The sequence below is a fragment of the Micromonospora sp. CA-244673 genome, from assembly GCF_050948395.1.
GTDB lineage: Bacteria > Actinomycetota > Actinomycetes > Mycobacteriales > Micromonosporaceae > Micromonospora.
The window spans coordinates 6,314,911-6,327,785 of record NZ_CP192019.1 but is presented as its reverse complement, the minus strand read 5'-3'; the positions used below and the strand labels follow the sequence as shown (position 1 = coordinate 6,327,785).

The 12,875-nt window shown below is 74.4% G+C and carries 9 protein-coding genes; 6 read left to right on the top strand and 3 right to left on the bottom strand.

Annotation, left to right across the window (positions count from 1 at the left end; genetic code table 11):
- The first annotated feature begins 225 nt into the window (after nucleotides 1–225).
- From ACQP12_RS29025 to ACQP12_RS29005, 5 genes are all read left to right on the top strand, one after another.
- The gene (locus ACQP12_RS29025) at nucleotides 226–1,140 is read left to right on the top strand and encodes an ABC transporter ATP-binding protein (RefSeq protein ID WP_151464732.1); all 915 of its coding nucleotides are present in this window, start codon (nucleotides 226–228) and stop codon (nucleotides 1,138–1,140) included.
- Nucleotides 1,133–2,014, top strand: coding sequence for an ABC transporter permease (locus ACQP12_RS29020; protein ID WP_355330078.1), 882 nt, complete (start codon nucleotides 1,133–1,135; stop codon nucleotides 2,012–2,014). The genes ACQP12_RS29025 and ACQP12_RS29020 overlap by 8 nt, the downstream gene beginning before the upstream one ends.
- Nucleotides 2,011–2,964, top strand: a complete 954-nt coding sequence (locus ACQP12_RS29015) for an ABC transporter ATP-binding protein (RefSeq protein ID WP_433283362.1) — start codon at nucleotides 2,011–2,013, stop codon at nucleotides 2,962–2,964. The genes ACQP12_RS29020 and ACQP12_RS29015 overlap by 4 nt, the downstream gene beginning before the upstream one ends.
- Nucleotides 2,965–3,031: 67 nt before the next feature.
- Nucleotides 3,032–3,742: an ABC transporter permease gene (locus ACQP12_RS29010; RefSeq protein WP_433283361.1), complete on the top strand. Its 711-nt coding sequence runs from the start codon at nucleotides 3,032–3,034 to the stop codon at nucleotides 3,740–3,742.
- A gap of 171 nt (nucleotides 3,743–3,913) precedes the next feature.
- Nucleotides 3,914–4,390 (top strand): hypothetical protein, encoded by a 477-nt coding sequence (locus tag ACQP12_RS29005; RefSeq protein WP_433283360.1) that lies wholly within the window; start codon nucleotides 3,914–3,916, stop codon nucleotides 4,388–4,390.
- 78 nt (nucleotides 4,391–4,468) lie between these two features.
- On the opposite strand, the gene valS is transcribed toward ACQP12_RS29005, so the two are convergent.
- The gene (gene valS, locus ACQP12_RS29000; protein WP_357938551.1) at nucleotides 4,469–7,033 is read right to left on the bottom strand and encodes a valine--tRNA ligase; all 2,565 of its coding nucleotides are present in this window, start codon (nucleotides 7,031–7,033) and stop codon (nucleotides 4,469–4,471) included.
- 145 nt (nucleotides 7,034–7,178) lie between these two features.
- Between valS and ACQP12_RS28995 the strand changes: the two genes are divergently transcribed.
- Nucleotides 7,179–8,963, top strand: coding sequence for a hypothetical protein (locus ACQP12_RS28995; protein WP_433283359.1), 1,785 nt, complete (start codon nucleotides 7,179–7,181; stop codon nucleotides 8,961–8,963).
- A 124-nt stretch (nucleotides 8,964–9,087) separates the two neighbouring features.
- Here ACQP12_RS28995 and ACQP12_RS28990 read toward each other — a convergent pair whose 3' ends face one another.
- Complete coding sequence (locus ACQP12_RS28990; RefSeq protein WP_433283358.1) at nucleotides 9,088–11,034, bottom strand: ABC transporter ATP-binding protein; 1,947 nt, start codon at nucleotides 11,032–11,034, stop codon at nucleotides 9,088–9,090.
- Nucleotides 11,031–12,845 carry an ABC transporter ATP-binding protein gene (locus tag ACQP12_RS28985; RefSeq protein WP_433283357.1) on the bottom strand — a complete coding sequence of 605 codons (1,815 nt, stop codon included), beginning with the start codon at nucleotides 12,843–12,845 and terminating at the stop codon, nucleotides 11,031–11,033. Before ACQP12_RS28985 ends, ACQP12_RS28990 begins: the two co-directional genes overlap by 4 nt.
- Between the last annotated feature and the right edge of the window lie 30 nt (nucleotides 12,846–12,875).

Genomic DNA, 12,875 nt, shown 5'->3' with positions numbered 1-12,875 from the left:
CACAGTTTCTCAGCCCACCGGCAATCGGTCGAGAGCGCCACTCCACCTCCCGGTCACCGGCCGGTAAACCGGCCGTCCCGGTGCGGTACCGGCGGCCGTCCTCGGCGCTCCGCCGGCCGGACGGACCGGTCCGTCCGGCCGGTCGGCCCCCGTCGGGGCGGAATCAGGGGCAACCCCGAGCGTTTCCCGATACCAGGAGGGCCGCGTGCTCCCTACGCTTGCCGGGTGACACTGCTCGCGACCGAGTCGCTGACCAAGACGTACGGAGGCCGGGTCACCGCGTTGGCCGACCTCACGGTGTCGGTCGAGCCGGGGATCATCGGGCTGGTGGGCGCGAACGGCGCCGGCAAGTCCACCCTGATCAAGATCCTCCTGGGCCTGCTCGCCCCGACCAGCGGTCGGGTCTCCGTGCTCGGCCTCGACCCCACCACCGACCCCGCGGCCGTCCGCGCCCGGGTCGGCTACATGCCCGAGCACGACGCCCTCCCGCCCGACCTCTCCGCCGCCGAACTGGTCACCCACCTCGGCCGGATCAGCGGGCTGCCCCGCACGGTCGCCCGCGAGCGGGCCTCCGAGGCGCTGCGCCACGTCGGGCTGCACGAGGAGCGGCACCGGGCCGTCGGTGGCTACTCCACCGGCATGAAGCAGCGGGTGAAGCTCGCCCAGGCCCTGGTGCACGACCCCGACCTGCTGCTGCTCGACGAGCCGACCAACGGCCTCGACCCGGCCGGCCGGGACGCCATGCTCGCCCTGATCCACCGGATCGGCACCGAGTTCGGCATCTCGGTGGTGGTCTGCTCGCACCTGCTCGGGGAGGTGGAGCGGATCTGCGACACCCTGGTCGCGATCGACGGCGGCCGGCTGCTGCGCGCCGACCGGATCTCCGCCATGACCACCGCCACCGACGTGCTCGCCGTCGAGGTGAGCGAGGGTACGGACGAACTGGCCGCCCGGCTCGCCGCGCTCGACCTGCCGGTGTCCCGGGAGGGGCGGCTGCTGCTCGTCCCGCTCGCCGACGACGCCACCTACGACCTGATCATCGGCGCGGTCGCCGAGCTGGACCTGCCGCTGCACCGGCTCGACCAGCGGCGGCACCGGGTGGCCGAACTCTTCGCCACGAGGGAGCCCAGCCATGTCTGAGCCGACCGGCGTCATCCACGACATCGGCTACCAGCGCTACACCGGCCCGCGGCTCGGCCGCCGGCACGTGTTCGGCGCGCTCTACCTGCACGGCCTGCGCACCGCCTTCGGGCTGGGCCGCTCCGCCAAGGCGAAGATCTTTCCCTGGCTGGTGATGGGCATCGTGCTGATCGTCGCCGCCGGGCTGACCGCCGTACGCACCCAGACCGGCCAGGTCGTCATGACGTACGCCCAGTTCGCCGACGCGATGAGCTGGCTGGTCATCTTCTTCGTCGCGGTGGTCGGGCCGGAGCTGGTCTCCCGCGACCTGCACAGCGGCGTGCTGCCGCTCTACTTCTCCCGCCCGCTGCCGCGCGGCGACTACGCCCTGGCCAAGCTCGGGTCGCTGGTCACCGCGCTCTGGCTGCTGCTCGGGGCGCCGCAGCTGGTGATGTTCCTGGGCGCCGCGTTCACCACCAAGGACGGGCTGGGCGGGGTCTGGGACGAGCTGCTCGACCTGCTGCCCGGCCTGCTCTACGCCGCCCTGTGGGCGGTGGTCTTCGCCTCGGTCGGGCTGCTCATCGCCTCGCTCACCGGCAAGCGGGCGTTCGCGGCCGGCGGCATCGTGGCCGTGTTCCTGATGACCGCCCCGATCGTCGGCATCCTGTCGATCATGCCGTCCCGCACGGTCAACGAGCTGTCCATGCTCGGCTCGCCCACCGCCCTGATCCACGCCGTCGGCGAGTACACCCTCGGCGACCTGCTCGTCCCCAACGGGGGGGCCGATTACAAGATCGGCGGCTTCGGGCCGGTCTACGTGGCCGCCGCCGTGCTGCTGGTGGCCGGCTGCGTCACCCTGCTGCTGCTGCGATACCGGAAGGTGGCCGCCCGATGACCACGATCAGCGCGGAGCCGGCGGCCCCGGCCACCCCCGCCTCCACCCTCGACCTGGCCGGCGTCTCCCGCTGGTACGGCAACGTGGTGGCGGTGAACGACGTCACCATGCGGCTCGGGCCCGGCGTGACCGGCCTGCTCGGCCCGAACGGCGCCGGCAAGACCACCCTGCTGCACATGATGGCCGGCTTCCTCTCCCCGTCCCGGGGCGAGGTCACCCTCGACGGCGCGCCGACCTGGCGCAACCCGGAGGTCTACCGGCGGCTCGGCCTGGTCAGCGAGCGGGAGGCGGTGCACAGCTTCCTCAGCGCGTACGAGTTCGTGCTGGCGAGCGCCAAACTGCACCGGCTGCCCGACCCGGAGGCAGCCGCCCGCCGGGCCATCGCGCTGGTCGAGATGGAGGCCGCGCAGGACCGGAAGATCGGCACCTACTCCAAGGGCATGCGGCAGCGCACCCGGGTGGCCGCCGCCCTCGTGCACGACCCGCAGGTGCTGCTGCTCGACGAGCCGTTCAACGGGATGGACCCGCGGCAGCGGCTGCACATGATGGCCCTGCTGCACCGGCTCGGCGACGCCGGCCGGACCATCCTGTTCAGCTCGCACATCCTGGAGGAGGTCGAGCAGGTCTCCGGCACCGTGCAGGTGATGGTCGCCGGCCGGCTGGCCGCCTCCGGCGACTACCGCACCATCCGCCGGCTGATGACCAACCGGCCGCACGTGTTCCGGGTCCGCTCCACCGACGACCGGGCCCTCGCGGTCGCGTTGATGGCCGAGGAGTCGGTGACCGGCGTGGAACTGGGCCGGGACGGGCTGACCGTACGGGCCGGCGACTACGGCGCCTTCACCCGGGCGCTGCCGAAGATCGCGCTGGCCCGGAGCCTCCGGGTCCGGTCGCTGACGCCCGAGGACGAATCGCTGGAGAGCGTCTTCTCCTACCTGGTGGGGAGCTGACCGGTGAGTGCGAGGAGTGAACGAGCGCAGCGAGTGAGCCCCGCAGTCACGAACGAAAGAGGCTGAGATGTCGACCGTTACCTGGATCACCGCGCGCGGCCTGTTCGGCCGGCGCCGGTTCCTGCTGCTCCTCCCGCTGCCCGCGCTGCTGCTGGCGCTGGCGATCCTCTCCCGCTCGCTCGGCGTCGACCCGGGCGAGTGGGGGCCGGCGGTGCTGGTCGGGCTCGGCCTGGCCGTCGTGCTGCCGGTCGTCGCGCTGATCGTCGGCACCGGTGTGCTCGGCGCGGAGATCGACGACGGCACGGTGGTGCACATCCTCACCAAGCCGCTGCCGCGCTGGCAGATCATCCTGCCGAAGCTGGCCGTGGCCGCCGGCGTCACGGCGGTCACCGTCGCCGTGCCGCTCTACGTCGCGGGCGTGCTCGCCCATTCGGTACGCCTCGGCCTGGCGCTCGCCGTCGCCGCGTCGATCGGGTCGCTGGCGTACTGCGCGTTCTTCGTCGCGCTCAGCCTGCTCACCCGGCGGCCGGTGCTGCTCGGCCTCGTCTACGTGCTGATCTGGGAGGGGCTGCTCGGCAACTTCGTGAGCGGCACGAAGGTGCTCTCCATCCAGCAGTACGTGATCGCCCTCGCCGACCGGATCGCGCCGAGCGAGATGCTCGCCACGGACGTGTCGGTGCCGGTCGCGGCCGTGATGAGCGCGCTCATCGCGGTCGGCTTCACCGCCCTTGCGGTGGACCGGCTCCGCTCGTTCAGCGTGGCCGGCGAGACGAGCTGACCCGCACGACGGGCCCCGCCCGACGCCGTCCACCCGGGCGCGTCGAGCGGGGCCCCGCCGTGTCGGCGTCCGAAGTGGACGCGGGTCGGCCGTCGATATCCCGCACCGCGACGACCTCGGCGTCTGGTAGCTTCCGGCGGGCGAAAGCACGAGACCAACGGGGAGAAACGAATGCGCTCAACTCGGTTCGCACTGCTGATTCCGGCCGCGGTGGCGGCGCTCGTCATGACCGGCTGCGACGACGGCGACAAGCCCGCGGCGTCCGGCGGCGCCGGCGCGGCGACCACGACGCCGGCCGCCGTGCCGAGCGCCACGGCGGCGGCGCCGGGCATGGACGCCGCCACGAAGGCCGCCTGCGCCGCCGTGGACAAGGACATCAAGGCCGCCCTGAAGAAGGTGGCCTCGGCCGAGAAGATCGGGCCGCCGGCCGGGCACTCCGCGGTCAGCGCGCAGTACTCCGCGGGCGCCGCGTCGCTCTATGCGAACGCCTTCACCACCAGCGACACGGTCAACGACGCCGTGAAGCAGGTCGCGACCGAGATGTCGGACCTGGCCGACACCTGGGCGAAGGCCCCCGGCAAGGCGCCGAGCAAGGCCCCGCTCACCACCGCCGTGAAGGAACTCGAAACCGCCTGCTCGGCCACCTGAGCCGGGTGTCGCCGGGACGGAGCGGCTGTTCGCGATGCGACAGCCGCTCCTTCCGGTCGTGCGGTCGGTGCGGCGGTTTCAGAACGCGCAGGCGATGACGAGTTCGGTTGTGCGGTCGGGGAGCATGTCGAGCTTGGCGATCCGGCCCGCCGCCCGCACGTCGTCGGCCACCAGGGTCAGCCGGTCGAGCAGGGCGGCCGGCCCGAGTGCCTCGGCCAGCGGCACCTCCGCCTTCATCGACAGCTTCCGCTCCGACTTGGCCCGGCGCACCTGGCCCAGCGCGTCCGCGGCCAGCCGCAGCAGTTCGGGGTCGCCCGGCCCCTGCACCGCCCGGCCCACCTCGTAGGTGGTCGGCCAGGGGGCCCGGTGCACCGAGCCGTAGCGCCACCACGACCAGACCTCCTCGGTGACGAACGGCAACACCGGGGCGAAGAGCCGCAACTGCACCGAGAGCGCGGTGGCCAGAGCGGCCCGGGCCGAGTCGGCCCCCGGCCCGGTGCCGTAGGCGCGCTCCTTCACCAGCTCGATGTAGTCGTCGCAGAACCGCCAGAAGAACGACTCCGTGGCGATCAGCGCGGCCGTGTGGTCGTACGCGTCGAAGGCGCTGGTCGCGGCGGCGACCACGCCGGACAGCTCGGTGAGCATGGCGGTGTCCAACGGAGAGGTCGCCGGGGCCCGCAGCGCGTCCGCCGCGCCCAGCCCGAGGGCGAACTTCGACGCGTTGAGCAGCTTCGTGGCGAGCCGCCGACCCACCTTGATCTGCGCCGGGTCGAACGCCAGGTCCATGCCGGGCTTGCCGTTGGCGGCCCAGTAGCGGACCGCGTCCGAGCCGTGCTGCTCCAGCAGGCCCATCGGGGTGACCACGTTCCCCTTGGACTTGGACATCTTCTTCCGGTCGGGGTCGAGGATCCAGCCGGAGAGCACCGCGTCCCGCCAGGGCAGCACGCCCTGCTCCTGGTGCGCCCGCACCACCGAGGCGAAGAGCCAGGTCCGGATGATCTCCTGGCCCTGGGGGCGCAGATCCATCGGGAAGACCCGCCGGAACAGGTCCTCGTCGGTCTCCCAGCCGCCGACGATCTGCGGGGTCAACGACGAGGTGGCCCAGGTGTCCAGCACGTCCGGGTCGCCGACGAAGCCGCCCGGCATCCCACGCTGCGCCTCCTCGTAGCCCGGCGGCGGGTCGCTCGACGGGTCGACCGGGAGCAGTGACTCATCCGGTGTGAGACGCTGGGACCAGTCCGGCTCGCCAGCGTCGTCGAGCCGGTACCACACCGGCACCGGCACGCCGAAGAAGCGCTGCCGACTGACCAGCCAGTCACCGGTGAGGCCCCCCACCCAGTGCTCGTAGCGGTGCCGCATGTGCTCCGGCACCCAGCGCAGCTCGCGCCCCCGGGCCAGCAGCTCCTCGCGCAGGTCCAGATCCCGGCCGCCGTTGCGCAGGTACCACTGCCGGGTGGAGACGATCTCCAACGGCCGGTCGCCGCGCTCGTAGAACTTCACCGGGTGGGTGATCGGCCGCGGCTCGCCCACCAGGTCGCCCGCGTCGGCCAGCAGCTCGACGATCGTGCGCCGCGCGCCGTTCACGGTCTGCCCCGCCAGCGCCGCGTAGGGCCCGGCCGGCACGCCGGCCGGCGGCTCCGGCAGCAGCCGCCCGTCCCGCCCGATCACCACCCGCGTGTCCAGCCGCAGCTCCCGCCACCAGGTCACGTCGGCCAGGTCGCCGAAGGTGCAGACCATCGCGATGCCCGTGCCCTTGGCCGGGTCGGCCAGCGGATGCGCGTGCACCGGCACCTCGACCCCGAAGACCGGGGTGCGCACCGAGCTGCCCACCAGGCCCGCGTAGCGCTCGTCGTCGGGGTGGCAGACCAGCGCCACGCAGGCCGGCAGCAGCTCCGGCCGGGTGGTGTCGATCAGCACCTCGTGACCGCCCGGGCCGTGGAAGCGCAGCCGGTGGTAGGCGCCGGGCCGCTCCCGGTCCTCCAGCTCGGCCTGGGCCACCGCGGTGGCGAAGCCGACGTCCCAGAGTGTCGGCGCCTCGGCCTGGTAGGCCTCGCCCCGGGCCAGGTTGCGCAGGAACGCCCGCTGGCTCGTCGCCCGCGCCAGCCGCCCGATCGTGGTGTAGGTCAGCGACCAGTCCACCGACAGCCCGAGCCGCCGCCACAGCGCCTCGAAGACCTTCTCGTCCTCCGCGGTGAGCACCTCGCACAGCTCGATGAAGTTGCGCCGGGAGATCGCCACCGGGTCCTTCCGGGCCGCCTCGCTCACCGGCGCGGCCGGCGGCCGCCAACCCGGGTCGTAGGGCAGCGCCGGGTCGGGGCGCACGCCGTAGACGTTCTGCACCCGCCGCTCGGTGGGCAGGCCGTTGTCGTCCCAGCCCATCGGGTAGAAGACCGTGCGGCCACGCATCCGCTGGAAGCGGGCCACCGTGTCGGTGTGCGTGTAGGAGAAGACATGCCCCATGTGCAGCTCGCCCGATACGGTCGGCGGCGGGGTGTCGATCGCGTAGACGTCCGATCGCTCCTTCGAGCGGTCGAACGCGTACGTCCCGTCCTCCTGCCAGCGGCGCGCCCAGGTCTCCTCGATGCCGTCCAGGGTCGGACGCTCGGGGACGCCGGCGCGGGCCGTCCTCGCCGTGTCGGTCATCCGCTGATCGTAGGCAGCCGGCCCGTGTCGCTCCACGACTTTCGCCCTCGTGGCGGTATCCGGCACCCCCGCTCCGAGGGGACAGCGGGCCGGCGCGGCGTGTGACAGCATCGGCCCCGTCCACGGACGCGGGGGAGGCATCGCCATGGACGACATCGCGCGCACACCGTCGGTGGTGCGGTCCACAGTGGCCGGCACGGTCGCGGCGGTCGCCGTCGGGGCCTTCTTCGGGACACGCGGGCTCGCCGTGGCCCGGCAGACCGGCTTCGCCGACCTGACCCAGGGCTTCCCGTTCGGGCCCTCGGCATTCACCGTGACGCTTGTCGCGCTGACCGGCGGCGCGCTGCTCGCCGTCGTGCTGGCCGGCGTCACCGTGTTCGACCGGCTGCCCGGCTGGCCGGTCGTCGCGGTCGGCCTGGCGCTCGACTACCTGGCCGGCGAGTTCGCCCTCGACCACGGCGTCGGGCTGGTGCCCCGCCAACCGCCCACCACCGGGCAGGTGCTGACCGTGCTGGCCGGCGCCGTCGGGGCCGGGCTGGCGCTGGGTGGGGCGCTGCTGGCGCTGTCCCGGCCCGCCCGGTCGCTGCGCTGGCCGCTCGCCGCCGGGTTGGCTGCCGGTCTGGTGCTGCACTCCGCCGTCGAGGACCTGTTCCGCCTCGTGGCCGGGGAGGGCCACCCGGACGGCGGCCGGGCCTGGCCGGCCCAGGTCGGGGTGACCGTGCTGATCGCGGTGGTCGCCGCGGTGCTCGCCCACCTCGACCGGCCCGGCGCGGGCGCGCCCCCCGGCCGCCCCCGGATCGGCCCGCTGGTGGCGACCGCCGTCGCGGCGCTCGTCACCCTGGGCGGGCTGGTGATCCGCTGGTGGGTGGTCGACGTGTTCCGGATCAGCCAGGACGGCCTGGTCGGGCCGCGCCGGGAGCAGTTCCTGGAATCCTTCGCCTACTTCTCGCCGGTGGCCGTCGCCGCCGTGGCCGCGCTGGTTCTGCTCGGCTACGCCTACCGGACCGGCCGGGCGGTGGCCGCCCGCTGGGTGGTGCTCGGCTTCGCCGCGGGACCGCTCCTGCTCTTCGGGCTGCGGCTCACCTTCGTCGGCGACCGGGCGCAGGCCTACCTCGTCGTGCTGGTCGGCCTGGTGGCGGTCGCCGCCGGCGCGGCGCTGGCCCGCTTCACGCCGGGCCTGCTGCCGTGGGACGCGGCCGGCCTGCTGCTGGCCGCGCTGGCGCTGCCGCTCGCCGCGCCGGTCGTCCGCGCCGAGCTGCCGGCCGCCGGGCAGGTGCCGTCGCTGCTCTCCGCGATCGGGCTCGGCCTGGCCCTCGGCTTCGGCCTGGTGCTCGCCGCCACCGCCACCAACGACGCCGCCACCAACGACGCCGCCGCCGAAGGCGTCACCGCCGCCACCCACAGTCACTCCGCACCGGCCGCAACCGCAGCACCTGCCGGCGTGGCGTCCGCTGCCGTGGAGGAGTCGGGGCGGGTGGCGGGGGTGCTGGCGCTCGGAATGGCCGCGCTGGTGCTGTCCGCCCTGGCGTTGGCGGCGCCGCTGCTCTGGGGCTGGGGCGCCACCCGGGGTGGCGGGCCACCACTGACCATCCCGGTGCTCACCGGGGTGGCCGCGCTGGTCCTGGTGCTGCTCTTCGGCTTCGGCCGGGCGGTCGACCGCATCCGCCGCGACCTGCGCGCCGAGGCCGCCCTGCTCACCGCCCACGCCCCGCTTCCGGCACCCGCCGCCCCGACTCCGGCCGGCGCACAACCCTCTCCCGGTCCGGCCCCCACCGGCCCGACGAAGCCACTTCCGGACACCACCGGCCCGACGAAGCCACTTCCGGACACCACCGGCCCGACGAAGCCAGGTCCGGATGCTGCTGGGGATTCCGCACCCGGCCGGGCGGCTGCCGGACCGGCGGAGCGAAAAGAACCCGACGCCGACTGACGGTCCGAACCCCACGTGCCGGCGAGACCCGCCGGCACCCGTCGAGATCTTGGAAGCTGGTGGCCCCTCCAGGGGCACTTTGCTTCCAAGATCTCTGCGGAAGCCGTCCCGTGGAGCGGGTTGGTCAGATCAGGGAGTCGCGCCACTGGCGGTGCAGGGCGGCGTAGCGGCCGCCGGCGGCGGCCAGCTCGGTGGGGGACCCGTCCTCCACGATCCGCCCGCCGTCGAGGACCAGCACCCGGTCGGCGATCTCCACGGTGGAGAGGCGGTGCGCGATCACCAGCGCGGTGCGGTCCCGCAGGACGCTGCGGAGCGCCCGCTGCACGAGGCGCTCGGTCGGCACGTCCAGCGACGAGGTGGCCTCGTCGAGGATCAGCACCCGGGGGTCGGCCAGGAACGCCCGGGCGAACGCGACGAGCTGCCGCTGCCCGGCGGAGAGCCGGCTGCCGCGCCGGTGCACGTCGGTGGCGTACCCGTCGGGGAGCGCGGCGATGAAGTCGTGCGCGCCGATGGCTCGGGCGGCGGCCTCCACGGTGGCGTCGTCGGCGTCCGGCCGGCCGAACCGGATGTTCTCGGCGATCGAGCCGCTGAACAGGTGGTTCTCCTGGGTGACCAGCACCACCGCCCGGCGCAGCTCGGCGTCGGCCAGGTGCCGCAGGTCCACCCCGTCCAGGCTGACGGCACCGGACGCCGGGTCGTGGAACCTGGCCAGCAGCTTGGCGATGGTGGACTTGCCGGCGCCGGTCGGCCCGATCAGCGCCACGGTCTGCCCGGCCGGCACGGTCAACTCCAGCCCGGACAGGATCGGCGCCTCGGGCCGGTAGCCGAAGTGGACGCAGCGGAACATTACGGCCCCCCGTCCCGGGCCGGCGGGCAGCGGCACCGGGAGCGCCGGCTCGGCCACGGCCGGCCGCTCGTCGAGGACACCGGCCAGCTTCTCCAGCGCGGCGGTGGCCGACTGCAACGCGTTGTAGAACTGGCTCAGCTCCTCCATCGGCTCGAAGAACCGGCGCAGGTAGAGCAGGAACGCGGCGAGCACCCCGACCTCGGTCCGCCCGCCCAGCACCCGCCAGCCGCCGTAGCCGAGCACCGCCGCGGCGGTCAGGTTGCCGATCAGCCGGATGCCCGGCGAGTAGACCGCGATGAGCCGGAACGCGCGGAGGCTGGCCTGCCGGTAGTCGTCGTTCACCGCCGCGAAGATGCGCTGGTTGCGGGGCTCCCGCCGGTAGGCCTGCACCGCCCGGATCCCGCGCAGCGACTCGACGAAGTGCACGATGACCAGCGCCACCGCCTCCCGGGTCCGCCGGTACGCCCCGGCGGAGGCGCGGGCGAACCAGCGGGACAGCCAGAACAGGAACGGGAAGGCGAGCAGGGTGACCGCGGCCAGCGGCAGGTCCAGCCAGAGCAGGATCCCCGCCACCGACAGCACCGACAGGGCGGCCATCACCAGTTTGTCGATCCCGCCGTCGACCAGTTCGGCGATCGAGTCGAGGTCGCTGGTCAGCCGGGACACCATCCGGCCCGAGGTGTAGCGCTCGTGGAAGCCGACGTCGAGGCGGAGGAAGTGCCCGTACACCCGTTTGCGCAGGTCGAGCAGGACGGCCTGGCCGATGCGGGCGGCGAGGGCGAGGAAGGCGCGCCGGGTCGCGTACTCGGTGGCGGTGGCGACGACGAACGCGGCGGCGACGGCGACCAGCGGGCCGGGTTCACCGGCGCGCAGCGGCCCGATGCCCCGGTCGATGCCGAGCATCACGAGGTACGGGCCGGCCATCGCGGCGGCGTTCTGGGCCAGCAGCAGGGACACCGCCAGCCCGAGCCGCGCCCGCTGCGGGCGGAGCAGGGCGCCCAGCAGGGCGCGGCTGCGGGCCCGGAGCCGGGCCACCGCCTCCGGCGACGACTCCTCGGCCCGGCTGCGGTCGGCGTCGGGGTCGACGGCCCGCCCGCGCCACCGGGCCAGGTCGGGGTCGCCGCGCCGCCGGGACGGGTCGGGGTCGGGGTCGCCGCGCTGCCGGGACGGGTCGGGGTCGGGGTCGCCGCGCTGCCGGGGCACCCGGGGGGCGGCCCCGGTCACGACCGCACCAGGCCGACACCGTCCGCCTGCCGCTCCGGCTCGGCGGACAGCACCGCCCGGTAGGCCGGGACCCCGGCCAGCAGCTCCGAGTGGGTGCCCACGGCGACGATCCGGCCACCGTCGAGCAGCGCCACCCGGTCGGCGAGCGCCACCGTGGACGGCCGGTGCACGACCAGCAGCGCCGTGGTGTCCCGCAGCACCCGGCGCAGGGCCGCCTCGACCAGGGCCTCGGTGTGCACGTCGAGCGCGGAGAGCGGGTCGTCGAGCACGAGCAGCGCGGGCCGGCCGAGCACGGCCCGGGCCAGCGCCAGCCGCTGCCGTTGCCCGCCGGAGAGGGAGAGCCCCTGCTCGCCGACGCGGGTGGCCAGCCCCCACGGCAGGTCGTACGCGAACTCCGCCTGGGCCAGCGCGAGCGCGGCCCGGACCTCCTCCTCGCCGGCCTCCGGCCGGCCCAGTGTCAGGTTCTCCCAGACCGACATGGAGAACAGGGTCGGCTCCTCGAAGGCCACCCCGACCAGCCGGCGCAGGGAGCCGAGCCGCAGGTCGCGCAGGTCGTGCCCGTCCAGGGTGATCCGGCCGCCGGTCACGTCGTGCAGCCGGGGGACCAGGGACAGCAGCGTGCTCTTGCCGCAGCCGGTCGCACCCACCAGGGCGAGCGTCTCGCCCGGCTCCACGGTCAGCTCGACCTCGCGCAGCACCGGCGCCGGGCTGCCGGGGTAGCGGAAGCTCACCCGCTCGAAGCGGAGCCGGCCGCGCACCTCGGTGCGGTCCAGCGCGCGGGCGTGCGGGGCATCCACGATGGCGGGCGGGGTGTCCAGCACCTCCTGGATCCGGTCGGCGGCGGTCGCCGCCTCCTGCCCGTTCGCGATGATCCAGCCGAGCGACTGCACCGGCCAGACCAGCATGAGCTGGAGGCTGACGAAGGCCACCAGCTCGCCGATGCTGAGCCCGCCCCGGGCGACGGCGGCGGCGCCGGCCACCAGCACCACCGCGAGGGTCAGGTTGGGCACCAGGTCGAACAGGGCCGAGGTGCGGGCCAGCAGGCGGGCCTTGCGGATCCCGGTGTCGTGCAGCCGGCGGGCGCCGGTCGCGAACCGGGCGGCCAGTTCGGGCCCCCGCCCGTAGGCCCGCATGGTGCGCAGGCCCTGCGCGGTCTCCTCGACCAGCGTGGCCACGTCGCCCTGCTGGTCCTGCATCCGGCGGGACGCCGCGTGGTAGTGCCGGGCGAAGCGGCGGCTGATCAGGAACAGCGGGACCGCGCTGGCCCCCACGAGCAGGCCGAGCCAGGGGTGCAGCCGGATCAGCAGCACCACCACGGCGGCGTAGGTGATCAGGTTGAGCACCAGGAAGAGCAGGCCGAAGGAGAGGAACCGGCGGATCACCGAGAGGTCGCTGGTGATCCGGGAGAGCAGTTGGCCGGACTGCCACCGGTCGTGGAAGTCGGTCGGGAGGCGTTGCAGGTGGGCGTAGATGTCGGCCCGGATGGCCGCCTCCATGCCGACCGAGGAGGAGGACTGGGTCCACCGCCGGATGAAGATCAGCACTGCCTCGGCCAGGCCGAGCAGCAGGGCGAGGGCGCCGAGCCGGAGCAGCCCGGCCACGTCGTGCCGGGCCACCGGCCCGTCCACCACCCGCTGCACCACCAGGGGAACGGCGAGGCTCGCCGCCGTGGCGGTCAGGGCGGCGAGCAGCAGCCAGGCGAACTCCGCCGCGTAGGGGCGCAGGTAGGGCCGCAGTCGCCAGAGGTTGCGCAGCGGGTGGGGACGGGCGTCGGGACACGCCACGCGGTTGCCGTCGCTCAGCGCAGGCACTACCCGACGGTAGCGTCAGGGGGCGACACC